This window comes from Myxococcus sp. NMCA1 (genome assembly GCF_026810205.1).
Taxonomy (GTDB): Bacteria; Myxococcota; Myxococcia; order Myxococcales; family Myxococcaceae; genus Myxococcus; species Myxococcus xanthus_A.
Map to the genome: position 1 here is coordinate 9,440,700 of NZ_CP113950.1, position 26,797 is coordinate 9,467,496.

The following is a 26,797-nucleotide window of genomic DNA, read 5'->3' on the forward strand; positions in this document are numbered from 1 at the left end:
CACCCAACGCAGTCCGGGAGGGTGAGGTTAAAGATTCGTGACGGCCAGGGGAAGTCCCTGAGCGTCAATGTCGGCGTGGCGTGCATGGAAGTGCACCCTGAAATGCATAACGTTGGGACACCCGAGCCGCGCCGGATGTTCACGAGGCGGTAACGGATGCCCGCTCGCCTGCATCAACTCCGCCAGGAGGTGACACTCCCACCTGCCTCGACGTGTGATTGCCTTGGACGCGCGGTGCTGCTCGCTATGGCAGCGAGCCCTGGACCTGGATTTCGCGGCAGGCCTCGGTGGCACGCAGCACATCCTCGGCGGACGCGCCCGGCAGGCTGGCACAGAGGAACAAGTCGTTGCCCACGCGCCGCGCGCCGAAGAAGCCAGGGGCTTCCGGGCCCACGCCCCCATCCGCCAGCTTGGGCGCCAGGGTGATGCGCAGCAGCGAGTAGCGCTCCGTCTCTTCTTCCTGGTCCAGCGAGAGCTCGAAGTCCTTCAGCTCCTCGCGGACGCGGTCGGCCAGGGTGTCCACGGAGGGCAGCTGCTCGCCGTCCCCGCGCCGCAGGTCCACCCGCAACACGGGCCGGCCGGGCGGGCCCGCCTGGAAGCTCTCATCCGGCGCCACCAGCGCGGACCAGCCGTCCGGCAGCGGCACCTTCACACCGGAGCGGATGGAGGACGGACGGCCGTCATCCTCTCCGGTGCCGGAAGCAGCATCCTCCTGGCCACAGCCCTTGCAGCCGCCCAGGAGGGTGAACGCCAGCAGTGAAGCTGGCGCCATGTGCTTCCAGGAACGCACGCCTACTTCTTCTCGCCACCCGGAGGCGGAGGCGGACGGGCGCCAGCGGTGCCCAGGTTCTCCATCTTCAGCGAGCCCTCGAAGATGACCCCGCGGTCCATGGACAGCGACGGCGTCTCGAGGTTGCCCTTCACGCGGCCGGGCGTCTTGAGCTCGATGATCTGCGTCGCCTTCACGTTGCCTTCGACCTGGCCGTTGATGATGACGGTGCCAGCCTGGATTTCGGCCTGGACCTTGGCGCCATCCCCAATGACGAGCACGTCCTTGGTGATGATCTGCCCCTGGAACTTGCCGTCGATACGGACCTGCCCTTCGAAGGTCAGCTTCCCTTCGAACTCGCTCCCCTTGCCCAGGAGCGTGTGGACCTCACCAGAACGCTGCGACACGGATTCCTCCTCCCGCCTGAACAGAGGCTTGCTGGATGCTTCGTCTTTTTTCCCGCCAAGGAGCGCCACGTCCTACTCCTTCCTGAGAAGCTTCAAGAGCCGGTCGAGGTCATCGTACGAGAAGAAGTCCACCTCGATGGTGCCCTTTCCGGGGCTTCGTTCGGTGAGCCGGACCTTGGTACCCAGTCGCCGCTGAAGCTCCTCCACCAGTGACTTCACCTGCGGGCTCTGCTTCGGTGCCGCCTTGCCCGCGTCCTTCTTCCCGCTGGTGCGACTCTGCTGGACCAGCCGCTCCGTGTCACGCACGGAGAGCTTCTTGTCCGCGACTTGCTTGGCCAGGTTCTGCAGTTCGGGCAGCCGGGGCACGCCGAGCAGCGCGCGCGCATGGCCCATGCTGAGCGAGCCGTCCGCCACCATGCCCTTGACGTCCGCGGGCAGCGCCAGCAGGCGCAGGGCGTTGGCCACCGTGGAGCGCTCCTTGCCCACGCGCGCGCTGACCTGCTCTTGGGTGAGCTTGAACTCCTCCACCAGGCGCTTGTAGCCCTCCGCCTCTTCGATGGGGTTCAGGTCCGCGCGCTGGAGGTTCTCCACCAGCGCCAGCTCGAAGGCCTGGACCTCCGTCACGTCACGGACGATGGCGGGCACTTCCTTGAGACCGGCGGCCTGGGACGCGCGCCAGCGGCGCTCGCCCGCGATGATGCGGTAGCCGTCACCGTCCTTGCGGACGAGGATGGGCTGGAGCACCCCCTGCGCCTTGATGGAGTCGGAGAGCTCCTTGAGCTTCTCCTCGTCAAAGTAGGTGCGCGGCTGGTCCTTGTCGCGGTGGATGGACTCGATGGGGAGCTTGAGGACGCCGGCCTTCGGGGCCTGCTCGCCCTTGCCGGAAGAGGTGGCGCCCGCCTGGGGGATGAGGGCGGACAGCCCGCGCCCCAGGGCCCGCTTCTGCATGTCTGCTTTCACCACGTCGTGACTCCAGCCAGGGCGCGGCTCAAGCCACGCGCCTGCGAGGGCTCTTGGGGGTGTCCCGCTTCATCAGCTCGCGGCCCAGCGCGAGGTAGCTCTCACAACCCTTCGACTTGATGTCGTACAGGATGATGGGCTTTCCGAAGGAGGGGCACTCGGACAGGCGCACGTTGCGCGGCACGATGACCTCGAACACCTGCTTCTTGAAGTACCCGCGCACCTCTTCGACGACCTGGTGGGCGATGTTGGCCCGCGAGTCGAACATGGTGAGGAGGATGCCCTCCATCTTCAGGTCCGGGTTGAGGCCCTGCTTCACCAGGTCGATGGTGTGGGTCAGCTGGGAGAGCCCCTCGAGCGCGTAGTACTCGCACTGGAGCGGGATGAGGACGGAGTCCGCGGCGGCCAGCGCGTTGAGCGTCAGCAGGCCGAGCGACGGCGGACAGTCGATGATGATGTAGTCGTATTCGGGGGCCAGCGGGCGCAGGGCATCGCGGAGGCGGAACTCGCGGTTGTCCTGGTTGACCAGCTCGACCTCGGCGCCGGTGAGGTCCGGCGTGGCGGGCACCACCTGGAGGTAGCGAAGCTCCGTGGGGTGGAGCAGCTCCTTGATGGGCCGGTCATTGAGCAGCGCTTCGTAGATGGTGCCGGTGATGTTGTCCTGCTTGATGCCCAGACCACTGCCCGCGTTGCCCTGCGGGTCCATGTCCACCAGCAGCGTGCGGCGCTCCGCGGAGGCCAGGCTCGCGGCGAGGTTGATGGCGGTGGTGGTCTTCCCGACGCCGCCCTTCTGGTTGGAGATGCAGATGATACGACCCACGGTGGCCCATCCTCTCTCTCCCCGGCCGTTGGCCAGGGCCCCGCGCGTGATGCAGTGCACGGTTGCGCGCTGATCCACGCTGCTAGCACGCGGTTTGGTATCGGATCAAATTCACGGCGAGCCTTGCTTCCCTGCTCTCTTCACGGGGGGTTGCGCGGAAGAGGCCTGGAGGCTGGCCGGGGGTGCCTCCTTATATAAGGAGGCGGTGCGCCGGGGTGCCAGTCGAACGGGGCCACGGAGGGCCGGTGTCAGCCCCCTATATAATGATGCGGCCGTGGCGCTGGTCCGTGGGGGCCCTCACGGGGCGGCACCTGTTCCGCCCGGCCGTGGCCACGGCGCCCCCAGGCTGGAGACGGCGCGTTTCTCGTGGAACCCCACGGCTGCGCAGCGAGCGAGCAGGCGGGAAGGAAGCCCTCGTGGAATAGAACGCGGCGGATCCGTTTGCGGGGTTCGCGGACCTTTGAACCAGTTTTCAGGGGGTCGGCGGCGATGAACTTCCGAGCGGAGCCCACGAACGTGCGTCGCGTTCGTGCGCGAGGCTGGGCTTCTGGGTTCCCTGAACGTGGATGCAGCCGCGCGTTTCGGGCCACGGGCATCCGTGGGTTCTGTCCTCACGCGGTGACGTTGTCGTGGGCAGCGGGTGCGTTTCGCACGATGCCCGCGTGAGGCCGCGGTCGGGGTTGCCGGTTGGCGCGCGAAAGACACGCGCTGATTGCTTCAGCGCATCACACGCTATCGGTGGTGGGCCGTCCTCGGGCACGACGCGGTGCCATTGGCAGTGTTGGGCCCAATGGTTCCGCATCCGACCGGCTTTGCTCTGCACATCTTCGTGGCGCAACCGATGCACCGCCTCATTCGGGGCAGTGCAGCAAACTCGCGCACGCGACTGGAAGCGCCCCATGCCGCGCAGTTGAGCCATGCCGTCACCCCATGAAGCAACGCGCGTTGAAGCGGCCCAGGCCTTGCCGAGTGCAACCTGCGAGCGTCAATGAGCCACCGGCTCGAGTGACGCTGACACGTGTCCTCCATGTTCCGCGTGGAACGGGCGACGGAGTCCTGCGCGGCGATGGTGCGTTCACATGAGCCTCAACGTCAGCCATCCGCATGAGCCTCGCCGCCGGCGGACCACATGGCCACGCACATCGGTTCTCCCTTGCCGAGGATTCCCGCCGCGAGGCCCTACCCTCTTGGAATCGCGCGCGGCGCGTCTGACCCGGTCACGTGGTTCGAAGCGAACTCCAGGCGAGGACCCATCCCCCTCGCTTCGGCCAACGACCGCAGGCAGCACATCGACGAGGTCAGTCCACTTGCCGGCCCAGCTCAGCGGACTCACCACTCGGGACGGACAGCGATCGCGCGAAGCATGCCGCGACGAACGGCGATGCGGATGGCGACTCACACCAGCACGAGGTTTTCCCCGCGGGGATGTTCATCAGGGCCACGCATCCGATGACGGCAGGCGAGGAACTCCATCGGACTTCGCCAACCACGGCGAGTTCGTTTCGAGCCCTCCAAGTGTGCCGGAGGCGGGCCGCTCGACATGGGTACGCAGCGCCAGACGTCGCATCGATGAGGTTCTGCGTCCGGTGGCATCACCGGAAGCTCCACGCCCACTGAGGGCCACACGAATCGCGAGGCGGCATGCCGTCACATCGATGCCTCAACCGAGGTGCCATGACTTCCCATCAGGAACAGGGACCGGATAGCGCACCGTTGAGCGGGCTCAGGTGGGGTAGGCCGCAGCTTCTCCTCGGTCACATTGAGCCCGGTTCTGCCTTGAGCCAGAGCTTCATGGCGACATGCGACCGTGCCGATGACGTGGCCCGAACTGCTGCTCGTCCACGTCGACTACTCCGCATGGGACTCGCACCTCGCTGAGCCGGGGGCGCCCGCCAACCTGCAGACGTACCGATGCAGCAGCACGAGGGCAGTCCGTACTCGCCATTTGCTCCACACGGAACTCGCGCCTCGGTGAGCAGGAACTCAGGAAGGAGTGTCGACGTACCGGTGTCGCAGTCTGAATTGCCGCCTGTCCCTGCCATCTGCGCCACACGGACCTTGCATCTCGGTGAGCACGAACTCCGGACGGCATGCGATGCGGCCGGGCTGACGTCGCGGTCTGCGTCGGCTCCAGTCCTCGCGGGCTGCATCACGCGCCATTCACGCCTCGGCGAGCATGGGCTTCGGACAGCATGTGGCCGGGCTGACGTCACGGTGCGAATTGCCGCCGGGCCTCACCGGCTGCGCCGCACGGAACTCGTGTCTTGGTGTTCATTCGTTCCGAGCGACCTGCGGCCCTACGGACGCCGCAGGCTGAGTTGCCGCCATGCCTCGCCGACTGCGTCCCGCGCCTTCACGCCGCGGTGAGCATGGACTCCGGACGGCAAGCACCTGAGCTGCCCCGCGGCTCCGCGTCGACTGCTCCCCCGCCGAACGCGCGTCACATGACCATGGTTTCAGAACGCCACGCGGCCATGCCGATGCCGCGGTCCATCCACCCCACCACTACTTCTCACCGCCTGCTCCATCCGCGCGAGCCTCGTGCCTCGTTACGCATGAGTTCGGACGACATGCAGGTGTGCCGATGCGACGGTCCGAACCACTGCCCATCCCCGCAGCCAGCTCCATCCCCTCGCACTCGCACCTCATTGCGAATGCGTTCCAGATGGTACGCGGCCGTGCCGATGCGGCAGTTCAAGCCACTGTCCATCGTCGCCGCTCGTTCCGTACGGACTCGCACCTGGTGACCATCACGTCAGGACAGCGTGCGGCTGTGCCGATGCGGCAGTTTGAGCTGTCTCCCGTAAGCCCCCAAGCTCCACTGGGTCTCGCACCGCATCCACGCGGACACCCGGCGACATGCGGTCGTCCCGATACGGCAGTCCGCGTCGCCGTCAGTCCTCGCCCCATTTTCCACACCGCCATCGCGGCGCATCCGCGCGGGAACGAGGCGGCACCTGGTCGAGTCGAATGCGGCAGTGCAGCTACCGCCTGTCTGAACCAACCGCGCCAAGTGAACTCGCAGCTCGTCCGCGCATGAGGCGACCTGCGCTCGTGCCGACGCGACCATCCGAGCCACCGTCAGTCCGCACCACCTGCTCCACTTGGACTCGCCACTCACCCGGGCATGAAATGGCCTGCGTTCGTACCGACGCGGCAGTCTCAGCCATTTCCAGTCCGCACCGCCTGCTCCACTGGGGTTCGCAGCGCACCCGCGCACAGGAAGACATCCGCTCGCGCCGATGCGGCCATCCGCGCCATCGCCAGTCCTCAATCCCTGCTCCACCTGAAGCTCACCGCCCCTCGCGCGAACCAAGCGGCCTTCGCGGGGACGCAGCAACGCGGCGGCAGCACCACTCCGACGTTCAACGCGCTCCACGGGGAACGCCCCGCGTTGAGCACAGATGTCGAAGAGCGCGTGGCAACTTCAGCGCGGAGCGCCGGGATGGAGCCCGCACAACGCACGACCGACGCTGCCCAGGAATCTCCATCAGCATGTGCACCGAGCGGCCTGGGTGTTTGGCTCTGCACCGCACACGGACGCTCCACATGGAGCGCGTGCATCGAGCCAACGACACTGGCCGGCAAGTGGCGCACCCATCCTGTGCCTCCATGCATCGCGAAGCTCTTCAGGCGTTCCACGTGGAACAGGCGCTGGGTGGCGGATGGGCAAAGGCCCTCTTGTGACCACCTTTCCGTGACACACGACGGTGCGCTCACCGCACCATGAGAAGTGAGCGCCTCACGGTCCTGGATGTGGAGCCGTCAGCGGACTCTTCTGCGCGGTGCTCGCGCCCGCCACCAACCCGTTCGGCGTTCCACGTGGAACAGGCACTGAGCAACCCGCCCATGAGCAGTCGCGCCGACCCACTTCGCTGAAGTGCACGCGTCAGCGCGCGCATCCTCTTCGCCAAGCGCCAGGAACTCACACCAAGCGGAACGCATGCGCGAATCGATGCGGTGCGCAGGCGCCCACCACCACCATCGCCGACCCCGCGAAGTGCACATGCCGAACGGCGGTTCCAACCACCGCGAAGAAGCACCTGATGCGCCGCTTCTTCGTTCCACGTGGAACACGCGTTCGCGAACTCGCTGGGGCGCCACCACGGCGGACCTTGTTGAAGAGGTGCGCAGGCCGTTCCATCTAGAAGGTGGAGCAAGGCGATGGCCGCTGCTCATCGGCGCGGGCCTGCTCCAGGGATGGCGGGTCACCGCGTTCCACGTGGAACAAGCCACCAGACCCGCCTCATGCCCAAGCTCCTCCATGGCGCAGAGTTCGAGCCCACGCCGTGTTCACGTTCCACGTGGAACAAGCAGCGTGCGTCTCACATGTGCACGGCGGCCAACGCATCCATGAACTGGAAGCCCAAGAAGCCGCGAACCACGCGGCTCCGGCCGCTTCGATGAAGCCTCGTCCACGTTCCACGTGGAACACGCGATGAGGCGCGGTCATGAGCAGGGCTACGCCCAACCGCCGTGTTGGCGTGCCCATGCGGCCACCCGCGTTCCACGTGGAACGGTTCGAAGCAGGGCACGCGAGCACGCTCAACCATCATGCCGGGCACGCCCATGTCGTCCGCGTGTTCCACGTGGAACCGAGCACGCACTTGAGCAAGCCAAACGCGCCCAACACGCCAACCTGCCCATCGCTCCGGCGTTCCACGTGGAACACGCCGTGAGCTGAACACGCGAGGAAGCAGGCGCTCGCGCACCATCAGGTGCGGCGCTCCATGTTCCACGTGGAACGGGTAGCGAGCGCCGCGCGTGTTCACGCCGCCTCGCGCATTTCGGCCGCTCACCCATGGCCTCCGTGTTCCACGTGGAACGAGCAACGGGCTCCGCGCCGGGACCTCCAGCGTTCGCTCATCCCAACGATGTGCCCAAGTCGATGAGTCCAGGCCGTCTCGCTGTTCCACGTGGAACGGTCAGGCATATGAACTGCGCATGCAGCAGACCGCTCTGCTTTCTCGCACCTCCCGCACCACGTGAACGGCGATGGGCATCGCGCGTGTGCGAGCCACACCCGTTCAGCGCGGCCACGCACCAACGCCTCTTCCTGCTCCGCATGGAATCGCGGAGGCCCTCGCGCATGAACGAGCCCCACTCGTTCAGCACGACCCTGCGCGTGTGCCGTCTCCCTGTTCCACGTGGAACCACAGAAGGCATGAGGCATGTGCAAGCCGCACCCGCTTCGCGCAAGCGCGCACCAACGCCTCTTCCTGCTCCGCATGGAACCGCGGCTGCCATACCGCATGAACGAGCCCACTCGTTCAGCGCCACCACGCGGTTTTGCCCTCCCTTGTTCCACGTGGAACCGCGAGAGGCATCGCGCATGAGCGAGCCGCACACGCTCAGCGGGACCACGCATCAACGCGCCTTCCTGTTCGACGTGGCACCACGAGAGGCATCGCGCATGAGCGAGTCACACCTGTTCAGCGCGGCCACCCGCGCGTCCCTTCTTCCTGCTCCATGTGGAACAGTGAGGGCACGCGCATGAGCCGACCGCGTTCGTCCAACGCGGCCAGACACTCGCTCCTTCCTTCTTCACGGAGCACGATGGAGTGACGAGCAGCGCGTTGCATGCGTTCGACATGGCTCGTCGCACTCCCCTCCTCCACGTTCCACGTGGAACAGCAAAGGGCCCGCGCATGAGCAGGTCGCATCCGTCCGACGCGACCATGAGTTCGCGCCTTCTTGCTCAACGGGGAACGACGGTGGCACCGCGCATGAGCAAGCCACTCCGGTCACCACGACGGCCCGCGCTTCCACCTTCCTGTTCCACGTGGAACTGCCCGACCAAGGTGGATGAGCGCTCATCGAAGCCGCGTGCTCGCAGCTCCCGCGCTCCGCGTGATGCGGAAACCCAGGTGAGCACGCGAACAGATGACGACCGCCTTCTGAGGTGATGCGCTCCATGTTCCACGCGGAACGAGCGCCAGGTCGAAGACGAGGTCAGCCGATGCCGTTCACCGCGAAGACGTGCGCACGCGGGGGACGCTGGCTGAGCCCGCGAACAACTGACGCCCGTCACCACGCTCCGTCCCCCTGGACCACGCGATGTCCCGGGCATGAGCACTGGCGCCGCCAGTTCTCCGTGATGACGTGTCCATGAGATGCCCACGCTCAACGCGGATGGCGCCTGCGCAACACCCGCGACCCGCCGCGCTCCTCCACCACGACGCATGAGCATGCCGAGTGTCCCGTTCCACGTGGAACGGGCCCTGGGCCAGTCGCGTGAGCGAACGGCATCCACCCGTCACAAGCCGTGCTCGCATCCACATCGCTCCGGTCATCGCCTCCGGGGCCATCCAGTCCGGCGCGCCGGTCGGGCGCCGCGCGTAACCGCCGCGAAGCCATGCTCGAAGCCCACTCCCATCAACGTGAGGTTTGTCCGGAACAGGCACGCGTCCCTGATGTCGATGCGACCGCTTGCGCATCGCGACTCACGGAGCGCTTCCATGTCGAGACCAGTGCCACCACGGTCCGCTTGAAGCACGAGCCCGATGAACGCGCGCCGGATGAGCGCCCTCGCGAGAAGTGGCGCGGCCATCACGCATCACCGTTCACATGTGCTTGAGCGAAAGGTGCCGCTCGCTCGCGGAGCCATGGCGAGATGCGCAAGTGGTGCCGTAACGGATGCTCCCCTCCCCTGCTCCACGTGGAACGAGGCCCATCGGTTCAGCCGATGAAGAACCACTGTCCCCGGCTGCCTTCGCTACGTCCCCAATGGGTTGTCGCGCGCACCACGCCAACACCTGGGTCCAAGCCAGGCACTCGTGTCACGAGCACCATCACGGCCTGAACTGGGACCGTGCCGCGCGTCGCGAGCATGAATCCGCGAACTCGGTCACCGCTGCTGCCCGCGAGCAGCGCAGTCAGCCACCCACACGCAGCCGGACTTGAAGGACCACAAGAAGGCGAGCCACGGCACCCACCGAACCCACTGGTGGCGTGCGGGCTCATGACCACCATGAAGCCCTAAGCAGCACCGCGCACGAAGTAGCCGAACGCGAAGCTCCATCCCGGGTGTCCTCGTGACCTCAATCCAGCCTTCAACTGAGCGCAGCCGGGGAGACTTCGCGACCCAACGAGACGGCATCGCCGAGACGGACATGCGATGCACCTTCATCCATCCGAAGCCTCGAAGCCTCACGGAGACAGACCGCTCCGCACAGGACGGACGCGTAGCCCCGTGTGCACGAAACCGCGGCGAGGATGCACGTCGTCGTCACCCCATCCCGACTTGCATCAAGTTCCCCACGAGGCACCGTGTCGCGACGTTCGCTCGCGCCCGATGCGCAGACTGTCCCAATGCCAGGAGCACGGATGCAGCGTTCAGGATGACGGCATGCCCGCTGGCAGCATCAAGGACGTGAGCCTCTTCCGTGCGATGAAGTCGACCCGCTCGTCGCATGCACGCCGACCAGGCGCTGGCCCGGCTGTCCGGTCAGCGTGGCCTTCAGCTCGGCCTCTCTTCACGGACATCGCCTTCGAACAAGCTCGCCCTAGGAGGCGGCGCACTGCAGACCCATGTTGAGAACGCAGCCTCGCGCGCGCATCCACCACCGCTCGCGGAGCAGTGACTCACGTCGGACTGCGAAGCGCCGTTACGGAAATCAGGTGCGGGCGGCTCACAGCCCGCAGCCAGGCAAGCAGCTCCACTGCCACACGGACTCCGTGCATCCGACGGCACGAGCGTTGTCCTGCCTGCTCAAGAGAAGTGAGCCGACCGAGCCCACGCAGCGCTCCATCAACAGCCCGCGCCTCGACATGCACCTCGATGAACAGTGACGCGGCCGTGGTGGTGCATCAACCAACCGCCCGTCGCCCTTCATGCAGCGACCAACGTGCAGCGCAGACTTCCAACGATGCGCTCAAGTCGCTGCGAGCAAGGTCATGCACCGAGCGTGGCGCTTCACCATCCAACCGCTCGCCCCCTGCACCGAGCGATCGACTTGCAGCTTCGATTGCCGGCCTTGCTTCCGAGCCACTGTGAACAAGGACGTGCACCAAGCAGGGCCGTGTCCCCTCCCCTGCTAGCGCCGCTGGAGTCATCCGCATCAAGTCGGGCAGTCAGTCGTGGGGAATCCGCGTCGGCTCAGCTGCCGTCGCGAGTTGCTGGACACATCAGCAGGCACGCTCGTGGAGGTGCACGGAGTCGCGCTTGTTACGACACGGCGCCTGCTCGCTGCTTGGACCTGCCCGTGGAGGCGACTGTCGCGATACAGCAACGCTCGCCGCCACCACGGACGCACGAATGATGCGCCCGCGTCGTTGTGAGCAAGCGCGCGCTGCCCCATTCGTCATCGGCGGTTCAACGCCAACGCGGGGCGCGAGGTGCGCACATCCAGTTCGACACGCCCACCACGCGCCCGCGGAAACAGTTCAGGAACGCGGAGCAACAGGCTCCACGAAGTACGTCTGTTTGTGCCGTGGGTCCGCCTCGTAGGCATCAGCGAATGCGTGAGCACCCTGCTCACTCTGAAGCCGAGCCACCTCCGCGCGATTGCCGTGCTCATCCTGACGGATGACGGCCCAGTCCTTTCGCGCGGGTTCCCCAGGGGCCGGCGTGCCGCGGAACTCGACGTAATACGACTGCTTGTGCGCACGCTCTTCGAGGATGCGCGCGAAGCACGCCACATGCGCGCGCTCGGGCGACAGCGCGATGTCGTAGCGATTGCCCGTCTCATCCATGCGCGTGACTGCCCAGCCTTCACGCAGGAGCGGGAGCCCCGCGTCCGCTCTCCATTCCACGACCTCGTCCTTCAACCCCAGGTGGGCCATGGCGTGGTCGACTTCCAAGGGCTCGATGAAGACATGGAACCGGTCGGCCTCTCGCAGCGAGACGACCACCAACTCGAGCCCACACTCGCTGCGCCAACCCCAGTGCGCCTCCAGGAAGCGGCCGTCATCGCGAGTCACCACGAGATGTGGCGGGCCCCACTGGCGCTCGAAGCTGGAGCGCGAGGCCTTCAACGTGACGGCGTGAGCGTGACGCTCGAACAACCAGACGCGAGGACGGTCCATCGGAAGCGGCTTCATGCGTGGCACCTCCGCCGTGAAACCTAACGAGGCCCCTGGCTCGCGCCACCCTTCCCTCCCGGTGGGATGCGCGCCGCTGAAGTCACTCAGCAGCGCCGTGCATCCTCGGGAGGAAACACCGCCGTGTCACGCTGCCCGGAATCACCCACGGGCCGGCGCGCACGGCGGCACTCCCCTCCCCTACTCCTTGGCGAACACCGCCACCTGGCGTTCGGCGCCGGAGAACGGCAGCCGGTACGCCCGCGCGGACACGACGCGCAGTTGCCGCTCCGCCGCGCGCGCCGCCAACTCCGCGTCCGTCTGCGCCTTGCCGAGCATCGCCACCACGCGCCCGCCCGGCTCGACGTACGCGGGCGCCAGCGCGAGCCAATCCGGCAGGTCCATGAAGGCGCGCGCAATCAGCACCTCGGCGCGCGGAATCCCTTCCGTCTCCGGCTGGCCTTCCGCACGCGCGTGCAGACCGCGCACTCCTTGCAAACCCAGGCTCGCCGCCGCGGCCTTGATGAACGCGACCTTCTTGCCCACCGTGTCCACCAGCGTGACGCCCAGCGCCGGCAGCGCGAGCTTCAATGGCAGACCCGGGAAACCCGCGCCCGCGCCCAAGTCGAGCAACGTCGCCGCGCCCGTCACCTCCGGCAACACCGCGAGCGAATCCAGGAAGTGCTTCTCCAGCACCTCCTCCGGCGCCGTAATCGCCGTGAGGTTCACCTTCGCGTTCCACTTGAGCAGCTCGCTCATCAACCGCTGGAGCCGCGGCCCCAGGTCCGCCGCCACCGTCACTCCCAGCGCCCGGCACCCCGCCGCGAGCTGATCCTCGAACCGCGCGTTATCCACAAGCCCTCCGCGTCAAACCTACCTGCAACCCACTGGAATCATTCAGGAGACTGCAAGGCCTAAAGTTTCCCACACGTTGTCCACAGCCCCTTATTTGATCAGTCCTCGGGCTGCGAGCAGACTGTGGGCGCCCCTGCTCCGCGCTTGAGCGCCACCAGCAGCAGCGACACCGCGGCGGGCGTCAGCCCCGGAATCCGGCGAGCCTGCCCCACCGTCCCCGGACGATGCGCGGTCAGCTTCTCCACCGCCTCCGAACTCAGCCCCCGCACCTCATGGAAACGGTAGCCCTCCGGAATCCGCCACCGGTCCGTGGACTCGGCCTCGCGCGCCGCGGCCCTCGCGGCCTGGGCCACATAGCCCTCGTACTTCACCTCGACCTCCACCTCCTCGGCGACGTCGGGTGACAGCACCGGCCAGTCCTCGCGGCCTTCGCCCAACTGCGCGTATGTCACCTCCGGCCGCCGCAGCCGCGCCGCCAGCCCGGTGCGCTTCAGCCGCGCCACCTCCTCCGTCACCGCGCGGCCTCGCGCCTCCGCCCGCTCCAGGGCCTCGCGCGGCAGCAGCCCCACCCGGTGCCCGTGACGGGCCAGCCGCAGGTCCGCGTTGCCCTCGCGCAGCTTCAGCCGGTGCTCGGAGCGGCTGGTGAACATGCGGAACGGCTCGTCCACGCCTTTGGTCACCAGGTCATCCACCAGCACCGCGCCGTGGGCCTCGTCGCGGCCCGGCAGGAGCGGCGGCTCGCCCTTCATCTGGAGCGCCGCGTTGATGCCGGCCCACAGGCCCTGGAAGGCGGCCTCCTCGTAGCCCGAGGTGCCGTTGAGCTGCCCCGCGAAGTACAGGCCGGCAATGGCCTTCGTCTCCAGCGTGGCCTTGAGCTGTGTGGGCGGCGCGTAGTCGTACTCCACCGCGTAGCCGAAGCGGACCACCTCCACCTGCTCCAGGCCCGGAATGGTGCGCAGGAAGGTGAGCTGCACGTCCGCCGGCAGGCTCGTGGACAGGCCCGCCGGGTACACCAGCGGCGACGTGGGCCCCTCCGGCTCCAGGAACACCTGGTGCTTCTCGCGCGAGGCGAAGCGCACCACCTTGTCCTCCAGTGACGGGCAGTAGCGCGGCCCCCGGCCGACGATGTCCCCCTGGAACAGCGGCGAACGGTGCAGGTTGTCGCGCAGCACCGCGTGCGTGCGCGGCGTCGTCGCCGTGAGCGCGCACGTCACCGAGGGCTGACGGGGAAACGGCATCCCGCCCTCCCCTTCCACCTGGGTGCGCCAGGAGAAAGGCCGCACGCGGGTGTCCCCCGGCTGCGGCTCCAGCGCGTCCCAGTCGATGCTCGCGCGCGCCAGCCGCGCCGGCGTGCCCGTCTTGAAGCGGCCCAGGGTGAAGCCCAGCGCGCGCAGCGACTCCGACAGCCCGCGCGCCGCGTCGTCACCCAGACGGCCGCCGACTTCCTTCTGCTCGCCCACGTGCATCAGCGCCTGGAGGAAGGTGCCCGTGGTGAGCAGCACCGCGGAGGCGGACACCTGCGTGCCGTCCCCCAGCACCACGCCTTCCACCCGGCCTCCGCCAGCCACCAGCGCTGCGACTTCGCCCTCGCGCACCGTGAGGTTCGGCTGAGAGAAGAGCACTGCCTGCATGCCGGCCGCGTAGGCATCCCGGTCACACAGCAGGCGCGAGGCCTGCACCGCGGGCCCCTTGGAGGCGTTCAGCGTCTTGAAGTGCGTGCCCACCTTGTCGGCCGCGCGCCCCATCTCTCCGCCGAGCGCATCCAGCTCTCGCACCAGATGGCCCTTGGCCGTGCCACCCACCGCCGGGTTGCAGCTCAACACCGCCGAGCGCTCGCGCTTCAGCGTCAGGCCCAACGTGGCCAATCCCATCCGCGCGCAGGCGAGCGCCGCCTCACTGCCCGCATGGCCCAGCCCCACCACGATGACGTCGTACCGGAGTCCCATGTCTCACGAAGGTCGCGGGCGACACGGGCAGGCTGACCTGCCCCACCGCCGTTTCGCGCCTTCGTATGGCGCCCAACCCGGGCCCTTGGCAAGCAAAGGCCCCCGAGAGAGGCAGGGCACCCGGTGGAGCGAGCGCCCTGCCCTGCCCTCGTTCGAGAATTTACGGAAGCGCGCGAGGCAGGCAGTGGGAGGGGATGAGGCGCTGTCTGCCTCGCGCGCACCGGCCACCTGGCGGAAGGTCGGGCCCGGCTTTCGAGCCGGACCGCGCCCCCCGTCCCGGGCGGCAAAAAACCAAATCGTCGCGTGGTGAGAAAGGAATGGCGCCGCCCGCCCCCCCGGGTTGACGGCACCTCCCCGCTCAACGGACCCGAAGGCCCGCCCCACGCTGGCGCGGCCCCCGACCCCCATGGCCAGGGCACCACGCTTCTCCCCCGCGCGCGACGTCACCTCTCCGCCGCGCGCGGGGGAATCGGGTGTCGCGTACACGGATGGGTGGACTCGCTCCGTGCGGTGAGGGCGCAGTGGCGAAATCAAGCTCGGGCCGCCAGGGCCCGACACCTTCGTGTGCGCGACGGGAAAAGGAATAACCCGGGGGTCTGACATGCCGATGGCGGCCCACGAGGCTGCTCGCCGGTGGTGTGTACAGCCATGGCGTTCCCTTCCAGCAATCGTGCTTCTGGGCGCGCGGCACATTCACGGTGCGGAGCCGGGGAGCCGGTTATTCGCCGGGGCTCGGCCCTCGGCCCAGGGAGTCCATGACCACGCCTTCGACCAAGCCCACTGAGAAGGGCACACTCGGCCTCGAGCTGCTGCTGGGAACGCTGACCGCGTTCGCACCGCTCTCCATCGACATGTATCTGCCGGCGCTGCCGCGCATCGCGGAGGACCTGCAATCCAGCGCGCCCGCCATCCAGCTCACGCTCGCGTCGTGCTTCGCGGGATTGGCGCTGGGCCAGCTCTTCACGGGCCCGCTCATCGACCGCTTCGGGCGCACGCGTCCGCTCTACGCGGGTCTGGCGCTGTACGTCCTGGGCTCGCTCGGCTGCGCGCTGGCACCGTCGGCTTCCATGCTGGTGGCCATGCGCTTCGTGCAGGCGCTCGGTGGCTCGGTGGCATTGGTCGTTCCACGCGCCGTGGTGCGCGACTTGTGGTCCGGCGCCAACGCCGCGCGGACGATGTCGCGGCTGATGCTGGTCATGGGCGTGGCGCCCATCCTCGCGCCGCTGCTGGGCGGACTGGTGCTCCAGTATTCGGGATGGCGGGCCATCTTCGTGGTGCTGGCGGCGGTAGGCGCTGTGGCGCTGGCCTGCGTGCTGAAGTCGCTGCCGGAGACGGCGCCCCCGCACGTGGGTTCGCAGTCGATGCTCTCCCGGATGGGCGCATTGATGAAGGACCCGGACTTCGTGGGCCCCGCACTGGCCGGAGGCTTCGCGCAGGCGGGCATGTTCGCGTACATCGCGGGCTCGCCATTCGTGTTCATCTCGCTGTATGGCATTCCGGAGGAGCACTTCGGCTGGTTCTTCGGCGTCAATGCGATGGGGTTGATTGCGGTGGCGCAGCTCAACCGCAAGCTGGTGACACACCTGCCGCTGCACCGGCTGCTGCGTCTGGCATTGAGCCTGTGCGTCGTCACGGCGGTGGCCGTGCTGGCGGTGGCGTGGACCGGCTTCATGGGCCTGTGGGGCATCGCCGTCACGCTGTTCTTCTTCGTGTCGGCCATGGGCCTGGTGGGACCCAACGCGGCTGCGATTGCACTGGAGCGGCATGCCGCGCGCGCGGGCATGGCGTCGGCCGCGCTGGGCGCGCTCCAGTTCACCGCGGCGGCCGGCGCATCGTGGGCCGTGAGCACGTTCAACAATGGCACCGCGATGCCCATGGCCGGTGTCATGGCCGCCATGGCACTGCTTGCGTGGCTCGCCGCGTTCTTCGGGCTCCGGGCACGCACGCGCCAGCAGGGGGCAGGGGAGGGTGCCCAAACGCACGGGCCACGAATCGTGTCATCGTCCTCCGCGCCATGACTTCCACCTCGCGCACCGTCCAGGGACCCACGGGCCAGCTCGCAGTCACCGACACTGGCAGTGGTGGCCTCCCCGTCGTCTTCGTCCACAGCAACGCCTCCCGTCGTGAGCAATGGGCCGCACAGCAAGCACACCTGAAGCAGCGCTCCGTGTCGTTCGACCTGCGTGGCATGGGCGACTCGGAGCTCGACGCCCAGGGCCGCTACGGCGCCGAGGACATGGCCAATGACATCCACGCGGTGGCCACGGCCCTGGACCTGGAGCGCTTCGTCCTGGTGGGCCACAGCTTCGGCGGCTACGTCGCGGCGGAGTACGCCCGTGGCTGGCCCGAACGGCTCGCCGGGCTCGTCATCGTGGATGCCGCGGGGACGATGCCACCGCTTCCGCCCGAACAGCTCCAAGGCTTCCACGAAGGCACACGTCCCGAGTCCTACCGCGCCTTCATGGACGCATGGTTCACGCCCATCCTCCAGAACGCGAAGCCACACACGCACGAGTCGGTGATGCGCTGGCTGCATGCCACGCCGCGCGAGGTGGTGGTCGGCGCGCTGGAGAGCATGCTCACGTTCAATTCGGACCGTGTGCTGGAACGCTACAAGGGCCCCCTCCACACGCTCGTCGTGGATGCCTTCATCCAGCCCAATGCCTACCACCTCCTGTACCCGGGCACGCCGCACACCGTGTTCTCAGGTGTCAGCCATTGGCTGATGATGGATGCACCGGAGCGCTTCAACGCCGCGCTGGATGCATTCCTCGCCACACTGGCGCCGCGTTGAAGGAAAGGGGAGGGCGCGTCACATGCTTCGCACCGCGTCCTGGACTTCGCGCATGGCCATACATGCGAAACGTGACGCGTCAGGAAATTCCCAGCACCCGCTCCTCGACGGAGCGGTGTAGCCCGCTGCGTCAGGAAAGCAGGCACGGCCATTGCTGGGTTTCACATGCAGGAGGCTGCAATGAGACGACTCCGCCGCACCTGCTTCGCGCTGGGGATTTCATTCGTCGTCACCGGATGCACCACCACGCTGTACAAACCCAATCAAATCAGCGTGCCGCTCCTGAGAGAGGAGGGTGAGCTGAAGGGAACACTCGGCAACAACAACCTCCAGGTGGCCTGGTCCCCACGCGAGGGCGTGGGCTTGCTGGCCCAGGGTTATTACGAGCGGTACGCGGAAGGGGAGCGCCGCGCGAACGGCGCGCTCGGTGAAGTGGGCGGCGGCCTCTACGGCACCTTCCTGGGAAACGCCGTGTGGGAGGCCTACGGCGGTCTGGGCTACGGCCAATCCACCGCGAGCGACCGGCTGGAAGCGAATGGCGCCATGCCCCGCGACGTCGGCTTCACGGCCCGCGCAGTGCGTGCCTTCATCCAACCGAACCTGGGCTACGTCACGCCCTACTTCGAGCTCGCGGGCTCGGTGCGCCTGTCCGCGGTGAAGTACGTCTCGCTCGACGCGAACGGCTACACCGACGCGGAGCGCTCCCGCGAGTTCCTCGTGGCCGACGACGTGACGCGCCCCGTGTGGCTTTTCGCCGAGCCCGCCGTGACGGTGAAGGGCGGCTACAAGTGGGTGAAGGTCTACGCCCAGCGCGCGTGGGCGCTCAAGCTGGGTGGCAAGCCGCTTCCCCATGAGCGGGACAGCACGGTGGTGGGCCTCAGCGTGGACGTGGCCAGCTGGTACCACGATTTCCAATGGGGCTCCCGGTAACCAAAAGCCCCGCGGCGCCACAGGGGCACCGCGGGGCTTGATTCCCTCACAGGGGTGACGGACTACGGCGTCACGGCGCGGCCGGGACCTTCGCGGGAGGCGCGGCCTTCTTCTGCGCGGTGGCGAAGTCTCCCGCGCGCACCTGCGTCACCTTCGTCCAGTCCAGGTGACGCTCCATGGCCTTGCGCACGTCCTCCGGCTTGAGCTGGGTCAGCTTCTGCTCCAGCGCCGCATCGAAGGCCAGCGTGCGGCCCAGGAACAGGTAGCTGGCGAGCTGCCGCGCGAGGCTGCCGTCCTGCGCCCGCGCCGACTGCCGGTACTCCAGGATGCCCGTGCGCGCCTTCTGCAGCTCCTCCGCCGAGTAGCCCTTCTGCACCGCGCGAGTCACCTCTTCACGCATGGCCGTCTCCAGCCGGGCCGCGTTCTCCGGGGCGTAGATGGCGTACGTGAAGAAGGTGCCCACTTCGTCGACGTCGCTCGCGTCCAGGCTGCTGGCCACGCCGTAGGAGAGGCCGTCCTGCTGACGGATGCGCGTGGCCAGCCGCGAGTTGAGGAAGCCGCCGCCCAGCACGAAGTTGCCCAGCACCAGCGCCGGCCAATCCTTGTCGTCCTTGCGAAGCTTCAGCGACTGGCCCGCCATGTAGTACGCGTTGGCCTTGTCCGGCGTCTCCAGCGCGACGGACGCGGACTCACCGCCGCCGAACACCTGCTGCACGCGCTGGTACGGCGCGGGGCTCTTCCAGTCGCCCAGGAGGGTGCCGGCGAGCGCCACGATGTCCTTGGACTCGAAGTCACCCACCACGGCCAGCTCGCCATTCGACGCGCCGTAGAAGGCCTTGTGGAAGGCACGCGCCTGCTCCAGCGTGGTGTCCTTCACCCCGGCGATGCGCTCGTCCAGCGTGGCCACGTAGTAGGGGTGGCCCTTCGGGTAGTGGCCCGACAGCGAACGCCAGAAGGCGATGTTGCCCAGCGTCTGTGGCTCACTGCGCTCGGACTCCAGCGACGCCAGCCGCTCCTGCTTCAGCATGGCGAACTCCTTCTCGTCGAAGGAGGGCTCGCGCAGCACCTCGGCCACCAGCTTGAGGACTTCCGGCAGGCTGTCCCGCGGGCACTCGATGGAGGCGGAGACACCGGTGCTGCTGCCATCCACGCCCACGCGCGCCTTCAGCTTGTCGAACGCGTCCTGGAGCTGCTGCCGCGTGCGCTTCTTCGTGCCGCGCATCAGCATGCGTCCGGCGTACTGCGCCGCGTCCGACTTGCCGCGCAGCGCCTCCTCGGTGCCCCAGCGCAGGGTGAGGGACACGTTCACCATGTTGCCGCGCGTCTTCTTCGGCAGCACCGCGTACTTCGCGCCCCCCGGCAGCTCACCGCGCTGCACGCGCGACTCGATGTTGGCCGGTGACGGGTCGAACGCCTCGCCCTGCGCCACGGCGTCACGGCCCTTGAAGCCCTCCATCATCGTCGCCACGTCCACCGGCGCCGGCAGCTCCGCCCGGTCCGGCTTCGGGGTGGGGATGAAGGTGCCCAGCGTCCGGTTGGAGGACTTGAGGTAGGCGGCCGCCACGCGCGTCACGTCCTCGGTCGTCACGGCCTCGATGCGGTCGCGGTGCAGGAAGAGCAGGCGCCAGTCACCGGTGGCCTCCCACTCCGACAGGTTGATGGCGACGCGCTCGGAGTTGTTGATGGTGAGGTCGATGTACTTGGACAACGTGGCCTTGGCCCGGTTGACCTCTTCCTCGGTGAACGGCGTGCGGGACGCGTCCTCCACCGTCTTCAGCAGCGCCTCGCGGGCCGCGGCCACCGGCTGGTCGTCGCGCATCTCCGCGCTGAAGACGATGATGCCCGGGTCGCGAAGCTGGAGGTTCGACGCGCTCACACGTGAGGCCTTCTTCGTCTCCACCATCGACTTGTAGAGGCGCCCGGAGGGGTTGTTGCCCATGACCAGCGTCAGCACGTCGATGGCCGCGAAGTCGGGGTGCGCGCCTTCGGGCACGTGGTACAGGCTGGTGAGCAGCGCGGTGTCGCCCACGCGGCGCAGCTGCACCTCGCGCTCGCCGTCCTGCGTGGGCTCCGCGGTGTACGTGGCGGGCAGGGGAAGGCCAGGCTTCTTCAGCTTGCCGAAGGTGTCCTGAATCATCGACAGGGCCTTGGCCTCGTCGAAGCGGCCCGCCACCACCAGCATGGCGTTATCCGGCCGGTAGTACTTCCGGTAGAAGGCCTGGAGCCGGTCGATGGGGACGTTCTCCAAGTCGGAGCGCGCGCCGATGGTGGACTTGCCGTAGCTGTGCCAGATGTACGCGGCGCTCATCACGCGCTCGAAGAGGATGCCGCGCGGGTCGTTCTCACCGGATTCGAACTCGTTGCGGACGACGGTCATCTCGCTGTCGAGGTCCTTCTTCGCGATGAAGCTGTTGACCATGCGGTCGGCTTCGAAGGACAGGGCCCAGCGGAGGTTGGCGTCGGAGGCCGGCAGCGTCTCGTAGTAGTTGGTGCGGTCCAGCCAGGTGGTGCCGTTGGGCCGGGCGCCGCGCTCGGTGAGCGCCTGGGGCACGTTGCGCGTGGTGGGCGTGCCCTTGAACATCAGGTGCTCCAGCAGATGGGCCATGCCCGTCTCGCCGTAGCCTTCGTGCTTGCTGCCCACGAAGTACGTCACGTTGACCGTCACCGTGGGCTTGGTGGGGTCGGGGAAGAGGAGCACCTTCAGCCCGTTGGGCAGGCGGTACTCGGAGATGCCTTCCACGCTCGTCACGGGGGCGAGCGCGCGGCCCTTCGCCTTGTTCTGCGTGACAGCGGACTGGGTGGCGGGGGCCTTGTTGGCGGCGGCGGGAGTCTGGGCCCACACTGGAGTGCCGGCCACCATCATCAGGGCCGCCACCAGGGAGAGCGGGGTACGACGCTTCATGCGGTCCTCGCGGGTCGTCTGGGAGTGCACCGGCTTCTAACCCGAGATGTCCCCCGGGCCATCCCGAACGGTGGCACTCCGAGCAACCCGGCATCGCGGACGTACCGTCACGCAGGGAAAGCACGGGGACGCGCAAGCATCGTCGCCCGCGCGCGTTAGTAGTAAGCACCCCTTGCCAGGGCCGTACCCTGTCTCTCCCGGGCATCAGGAGTCCCTTCGGATGAAACGATTCTTCATCGGCGCGCTGGCCTTCGTGGGCGCGCTGTCTGTCCTCTTCGTGGTGGGCCTCGTGGGCCTGATGCTGCTCGCGTCCGCGAGCAAGCCCGGGGTGCCCTCCAACCTCGTGCTCGAGCTGGACCTGGAAGACCCGCTGTCGGAGCACGGGGGAGGGGACTCGCTGGTGGGGGCCTTTGGCGAGGAACCCACCACGGTGCGTGACGTGGTGGAGGCGCTGGAGAAGGCCGGAGACGACGCGCGCGTGAAGTCCCTGCTGGTGCGCATCGGCCATCCGGGGACGCCGGCCGCCACGCAGGAGCTGCGCGACGCGGTGAAGGCCTTCCGCGCCAAGGGCAAGAAGGCGGTGGCGTACTCCGACACCTTCGGCGAGCTGGGCAACAGCACGCTGGGCTACTACCTGGCGTCCGCCTTCGACGAAATCTACATCCAGCCGTCGGGCGACGTGAACATCAACGGGCTCGCCTTCGAGCTGCCCTTCGCGCGCGAGGCCTTCGCCAAGCTGGGCGTGACGCCTCACTACTTCGCCCGCTACGAGTACAAGAACGCCATCAACTCCTACACGGAGCAGGACTACACCGCGCCGCACCGCGAGGCCACCGAGGGCTTCACGAACAGCCTCTTCGGCCAGATTGTGCGCGGCATCGCCGCGGACCGCGGGCTGACGGAGGACGTCGTGCGCGGCCTCATCGACAAGGCGCCGCTGATGGCGCAGGAGGCGGTGGAGGCGAAGCTGGTGACGGGCCTGCGCTACCGGGACGAGGTACTCGGCGGGCTGAAGGAGCAGGCCGGCGAGGGCGCGCGCTTCCTCTACGTGAAGAAGTACCTGGAGCGCGCCGGCAGGCCGAACGTGTCCGGGAACACCATTGCCCTGGTGTACGGCGTGGGCGAGGTGATGCGCGGGAAGAACCAGTCCAACCCGCTGTCGGGTGGACAGTCCATGGGCGCGGAGAGCGTCGCCGCGGCGCTGCGCAAGGCCACCGAGGACTCGCGCGTGAAGGCCATTGTCTTCCGCGTGGACAGCCCGGGCGGCAGCTACGTGGCCAGCGACACCGTGCGCCGCGAGGTGCAGCGCGCGAAGGAGGCGGGCAAGCCCGTCATCGTCACCATGGGCAGCTACGCCGCCAGCGGTGGCTACTTCGTCGCCATGGAGGCGGACCGCATCGTCGCGCATCCGGGCACGCTCACCGGCAGCATCGGCGTGTACGCGGGCAAGTTCGTCACGGCGGGCTTCTGGGAGAAGCTGGGTGTGAACTTCGACAGCGTGGCCGTGGGGAAGAACGCGGAGATGTTCGGCTCGGACGCGGACTACACGCCGGAGCAGCAGGCCCGCATGGACGCGTCGCTGGACCGCATCTACGCGGACTTCACGACGCGCGCGGCGGCCAGCCGGAAGCTCCCGTTGGAGAAGCTGCAGTCGCTGGCCAAGGGCCGCGTGTGGACGGGCGAGGACGCCCTGGAGCACGGGCTGGTGGATGCGCTGGGCGGCTATCCGAAGGCGCTCGAGCTGGCGAAGGAGGCCGCGAAGCTGCCGGCCGATGCCCGCGTCAACGTGGAGGTGTACCCGCGCAAGAAGCCCGCGTCCGCGGTCCTCTCCGAGCTGCTGGGCCAGACGGGCGACAACAGCGAGGACGACGCCGCCTCCATCAGCGTCCTGTCCCCCTGGACCACCCTGGTGGCGGGCGTGCGCAAGGTGTACGCCGTGGGTGCGCGGATGGGCCTCTTCGAGGGCACGCGCGGCGAGCTCTACGCCCCTCTCCCCGAGGCGAGCTGGTAGCGCGTCCTCCCAGGACGCGGACGCGTGGCACCGGGACGCTTCGGTGCCACGCCGCGCTGCTCGCGGAGTCCCTCCGGGGACGACTCAGAATGACGCCGGCGGTTGCGGCACGTCCGGTAGCTGGGTGAGCGGGCGGCCGAACATGGAGTGGTAGCGCAGCTCCCGGGAGACACAGCGCTGCCTCCGCGTGTCGAAGACGAGGCACCGGTCCACCGGCCCCGCGTAGACGTGCAGTGAGACGGCGGGGCCTCTCGCCGCGGTGACGCGGTGGATGGGGGCCTCCGGGCAGCGGAAGTCGACGAAGCCCGCGCCCACGGGGCCCACCATGACGGGAGGCCCCAGCCGGGCCGGCCCCGGTCCCAGGCCCCCAGCTTCCAGGGTGTAGTTCTCCAGCACGAAGACCCCGGACTGGACGCTGAACCAGCACTCCTGCCCGTCATGGTCGTGGATGGGGGAGAAGGTGCCCGCGTCCCAGCAGTTCAGCAGCACCTCCAACCTGGCATCCCGGTAGATGAGGTTGCGCGTGTAGCGCCCTCGCCGGAAGTGCAGGTAGGGCTGGAGGCTGGCCGGCTCCAGCACCAGGCCCGCCAGGCCTTCTCCCACGCCCTCCAGGCCCGGCATCCCGCCCGCCTTCTCCCGAAGAAGCTCCACCCATTCGCCCAGGCACATGGCGTTCATGGGAGTGAAGCTAGGCAACGCTCCGACACGGTGCTTTCCGGCTTGTCGGGCGGAGGACGGCTCGACGCGTCGCAGCGCACGTGAGGACAGGTCGACCATCGAGTAGCAGACGCCCGCGCCCGGCGAGGGGGATGGGGCTCGGTCCCCACCTTGCAGGTGGCGCGGCGACGGAAGCGTCTGTCGCCTGCCGGGAAGCTCCCAGGCGAATGGAAGCGTAGAAGACATTGTGACCTTCCCGGACTCGGGCTGCCCCACGGGGCTGGCGGCCAGGGCGGAAGGCGTGAGGGGGGACGAGATGAAGAAGCGACTGGGTGACATCCTGCTGGAGCGGGGTGTGGTGGACGCGTTGCAGCTCCACTCGGCGCTGGCGTACCAGCGCAAGTGGGGCGTGCCGTTGGGGCAGGTGGTGGTGGACCAGCGCTTCAGCACCGCGCAGCAGGTATTGGAGGCCCTGGCCTTCCAGGCGGGGATGCAGACGGTGGACCTGGACGTCCAGCCGCCGGACGCGAGCTTGACCTGGCTGATTCCGGAGCGCGTGGCGGAGGCGCACCGGGTGGTGCCGCTGAAGCTGGAAGGGCAGGGGGGCCGGGACTCGGTGCTGGTGGTGGCCATCGCCGCGCCCGCCAGTCTGGCGTCCCTGGACGCGGTGAAGAGCGTGTCCGGCAAGCCGCGCGTGGTGGCGAAACTGGCGTCGGATGTGGCCATCCGCAGGGCCATTGGGCGGCTCTACCGAGGGGAGACGGGTGACGCGGCGCCCCGGCGGGCCGGCATGGAGAGCTTCTCGCTGCCGGAGGCGGACGAGAGCATGCCCATGGTGCTCGGCGGCAGCATGGCGGAGCTGACGAACATGGAGGCTCCTGGCGGTGAGGATGGGCTGCCGCTGCTGGGCTCGCTGGAGGAGGTTGTCGTCCAGGCGCAGGCGGTGCCCGCGGAGATGAGGCGGCTGGTGCAGGCCATCCGCGCCATGCCCGAGCCGCTGGCCGCTGTCGCGCAGCCGCTGCCCCTGGAGGCAGGGCGCTCCGAACAGGCCGCGACGCCCGCCACGACGGAGGGCTTGCACCTGGCGCATGTCTCGCGGCCTGGGTCCACGAAGGCGCCGTTCTCCGCGCGCGCCATGCAGCTCACGGTCGGAACGCGGAACCACGTCCCCACGGCGTTGCCCATGCTCACGGCCGCGCAGCCGGTGCCCATGGCTCAGGTCCTGGTGTACGGCTGGGGTGAGGAGGCCACCACCGGGCTGGTGCGAGTGATGTCCGAGGCGGGCCTGCGGGCTCAAGTCGCAAGCACGGAGGAGCTACTCGCGGCGAACGCGGCCCAGGTCGTGGTAGCGCCGCTGCCGTCGATGGAGGCGCTGCCGCGTCAGGTCCACGCGCAGGTACTGGTCGCGGGCAAGATGCCGGAACAGGACCTGCCTCGCGCCCAGGCGGTGGGGGCCCGCGGCTTCCTCGCCGCTCCGGTGGATCCGGATCTCCTCCTGCGCGCGGTGCGGCGGCTGGCGCGCCCCGCTGGTGGCGCGGATCTCAAGCGCGCCAGCTAAGGGGCAGGAAGAACCACCACGGCAGCAAGTCGAAGCGGGGCGCCGAGGTGGCGGCGCTCTTCTACTCGCTCGTCGAGACGGCACGCCTGCGCGGCGAAGAGCCGGGCCACGACATCCAGCGTGCTGCGCTGGCTGCCATTCAGAACCCGGAAGCCGTCACGCTCCCCAAGAGCCAGGACAGACATTCGCGCCCGCCGGACTTCCCAGCCAGGTCAGGCCTGCACCGGCACGGGGCACGGCGAGCAGATGCCTCGTTTCAACCGCTTCGCCCCAGCTCCGCGACGGTGAACGACGGCTCGGACGACATCCGCAGGCACTGAGTGAACAAGTCATCGCGCCGCGCCACCTTCATCCAGCCGCTTGACAGGTAAGCATCTCCTTACGCATTATCGGTGCACGATGATGCACACCGAGCCAGGGGTGTTCGGAGCGATCAGCCATCCGGCGCGGCGCCGCATGCTCGACCTGCTGGTCGACGGCGACCGCCCGGTGAATTCAATCGCCGAGAACTTCGAGATGAGCCGCCCGGCGGTGTCACAGCACCTGCGCGTGCTGCTCGATGCGGGCCTCGTCACCGAGCAACGGCACGGCAGGGAACGGCGGTACCGCCTCGTGCCGGAGCGACTGGAGCCGGTACGCGACTGGATTGCTCACTACGAGCGGTTCTGGGACGACAACTTCGCCCGCCTGCGGCGGCACCTTGAGAAAGGCGACAAGCAGCAATGACGACAAAGACAATCCGACGGGAGCTGAAGTTCACCCAGTCGCCCGCCGTCGTGTGGCGCGCGCTCGCGACCAGCGAGGCGCTCGCTGACTGGATGTACCCGAACGACTTCGAGCCGCGCGTCGGGCATCGCTTCACCTTCCGCGTGCCTCCGGACCCTCGGGCCCAATTCGATGGACTCGTCGTGCAATGCGAGGTGCTCCGGTGCGCGCCTCCGTCCGAGCTCGAGTTCACGTGGGTCGTTGGCGAAGGCTGGCTGGATACCCGCGTCAGCTACCGCCTCGAAGCCGATGGCGATGGGACGCGCGTGCTCTTCGAGCACTCCGGCTTCAAGGAGGACCAGGCGTTCCACGGCGCCGAGTACGGCTGGAAGATGATGCACGGAAAGCTCGCCAAGACACTCGAGAAGGCATCAGACAACCCGGCCCTCAAGGCCTGAACAC

At 68.2% G+C, this 26,797-nt stretch carries 16 protein-coding genes; 7 read left to right on the forward strand and 9 right to left on the reverse strand.

Annotation, left to right across the window (positions count from 1 at the left end; translation table 11 throughout):
* Positions 1 to 244: 244 nt before the first annotated feature.
* The 7 genes from OZ403_RS39195 to mnmG form a co-directional block, all read right to left on the reverse strand.
* Positions 245 to 790 carry a hypothetical protein gene (locus tag OZ403_RS39195; protein WP_140800550.1) on the reverse strand — a complete coding sequence of 182 codons (546 nt, stop codon included), beginning with the start codon at positions 788 to 790 and terminating at the stop codon, positions 245 to 247.
* A 2-nt stretch (positions 791 to 792) separates the two neighbouring features.
* The gene (gene bacM, locus OZ403_RS39200) at positions 793 to 1,245 is read right to left on the reverse strand and encodes a bactofilin BacM (protein WP_140796254.1); all 453 of its coding nucleotides are present in this window, start codon (positions 1,243 to 1,245) and stop codon (positions 793 to 795) included.
* A 3-nt stretch (positions 1,246 to 1,248) separates the two neighbouring features.
* Positions 1,249 to 2,139 (reverse strand): ParB/RepB/Spo0J family partition protein, encoded by an 891-nt coding sequence (locus OZ403_RS39205; protein WP_140796255.1) that lies wholly within the window; start codon positions 2,137 to 2,139, stop codon positions 1,249 to 1,251.
* 25 nt (positions 2,140 to 2,164) lie between these two features.
* On the reverse strand, positions 2,165 to 2,956 hold the full coding sequence (locus OZ403_RS39210; RefSeq protein WP_140796256.1) for a ParA family protein: 792 nt from the start codon (positions 2,954 to 2,956) through the stop codon (positions 2,165 to 2,167).
* 8,385 nt (positions 2,957 to 11,341) lie between these two features.
* Positions 11,342 to 11,998: a hypothetical protein gene (locus OZ403_RS39215; protein ID WP_237081667.1), complete on the reverse strand. Its 657-nt coding sequence runs from the start codon at positions 11,996 to 11,998 to the stop codon at positions 11,342 to 11,344.
* Between the two features lie 180 nt (positions 11,999 to 12,178).
* Entirely contained in the window at positions 12,179 to 12,832 is a 654-nt protein-coding gene (gene rsmG, locus OZ403_RS39220; RefSeq protein ID WP_140800552.1) for a 16S rRNA (guanine(527)-N(7))-methyltransferase RsmG, read from the reverse strand.
* Positions 12,833 to 12,930: 98 nt separating this feature from the next.
* Positions 12,931 to 14,778 carry a tRNA uridine-5-carboxymethylaminomethyl(34) synthesis enzyme MnmG gene (gene mnmG / locus OZ403_RS39225; RefSeq protein ID WP_268783167.1) on the reverse strand — a complete coding sequence of 616 codons (1,848 nt, stop codon included), beginning with the start codon at positions 14,776 to 14,778 and terminating at the stop codon, positions 12,931 to 12,933.
* A gap of 755 nt (positions 14,779 to 15,533) precedes the next feature.
* Here mnmG and OZ403_RS39230 point away from each other — a divergent pair.
* The 3 genes from OZ403_RS39230 (at position 15,534) to OZ403_RS39240 (ending at position 18,502) form a co-directional block, all read left to right on the forward strand.
* Positions 15,534 to 16,796 carry a multidrug effflux MFS transporter gene (locus tag OZ403_RS39230; protein ID WP_268783168.1) on the forward strand — a complete coding sequence of 421 codons (1,263 nt, stop codon included), beginning with the start codon at positions 15,534 to 15,536 and terminating at the stop codon, positions 16,794 to 16,796.
* Positions 16,793 to 17,572, forward strand: a complete 780-nt coding sequence (locus OZ403_RS39235) for an alpha/beta fold hydrolase (RefSeq protein ID WP_140800555.1) — start codon at positions 16,793 to 16,795, stop codon at positions 17,570 to 17,572. The genes OZ403_RS39230 and OZ403_RS39235 overlap by 4 nt, the downstream gene beginning before the upstream one ends.
* A gap of 180 nt (positions 17,573 to 17,752) precedes the next feature.
* Positions 17,753 to 18,502 carry a hypothetical protein gene (locus OZ403_RS39240; protein WP_268783169.1) on the forward strand — a complete coding sequence of 250 codons (750 nt, stop codon included), beginning with the start codon at positions 17,753 to 17,755 and terminating at the stop codon, positions 18,500 to 18,502.
* A 70-nt stretch (positions 18,503 to 18,572) separates the two neighbouring features.
* Here OZ403_RS39240 and OZ403_RS39245 read toward each other — a convergent pair whose 3' ends face one another.
* A complete protein-coding gene (locus tag OZ403_RS39245) occupies positions 18,573 to 21,404 on the reverse strand; it encodes a M16 family metallopeptidase (RefSeq protein ID WP_268783170.1) in 2,832 nt (943 codons plus the stop codon).
* A 220-nt stretch (positions 21,405 to 21,624) separates the two neighbouring features.
* On the opposite strand from OZ403_RS39245, the gene sppA reads away from it, so the two are divergent.
* A complete protein-coding gene (gene sppA / locus OZ403_RS39250) occupies positions 21,625 to 23,415 on the forward strand; it encodes a signal peptide peptidase SppA (protein WP_237077882.1) in 1,791 nt (596 codons plus the stop codon).
* 84 nt (positions 23,416 to 23,499) lie between these two features.
* On the opposite strand, the gene OZ403_RS39255 is transcribed toward sppA, so the two are convergent.
* Positions 23,500 to 24,093, reverse strand: coding sequence for a cysteine dioxygenase (locus OZ403_RS39255; protein ID WP_268783171.1), 594 nt, complete (start codon positions 24,091 to 24,093; stop codon positions 23,500 to 23,502).
* A gap of 295 nt (positions 24,094 to 24,388) precedes the next feature.
* Between OZ403_RS39255 and OZ403_RS39260 the strand changes: the two genes are divergently transcribed.
* The 3 genes from OZ403_RS39260 (at position 24,389) to OZ403_RS39270 (ending at position 26,793) form a co-directional block, all read left to right on the forward strand.
* Complete coding sequence (locus OZ403_RS39260; RefSeq protein ID WP_268783172.1) at positions 24,389 to 25,630, forward strand: general secretion pathway protein GspE; 1,242 nt, start codon at positions 24,389 to 24,391, stop codon at positions 25,628 to 25,630.
* A 399-nt stretch (positions 25,631 to 26,029) separates the two neighbouring features.
* Positions 26,030 to 26,356: an ArsR/SmtB family transcription factor gene (locus OZ403_RS39265; protein ID WP_011557403.1), complete on the forward strand. Its 327-nt coding sequence runs from the start codon at positions 26,030 to 26,032 to the stop codon at positions 26,354 to 26,356.
* On the forward strand, positions 26,353 to 26,793 hold the full coding sequence (locus OZ403_RS39270; RefSeq protein ID WP_140796266.1) for an SRPBCC family protein: 441 nt from the start codon (positions 26,353 to 26,355) through the stop codon (positions 26,791 to 26,793). The genes OZ403_RS39265 and OZ403_RS39270 overlap by 4 nt, the downstream gene beginning before the upstream one ends.
* The last annotated feature ends 4 nt before the right edge of the window (positions 26,794 to 26,797 follow it).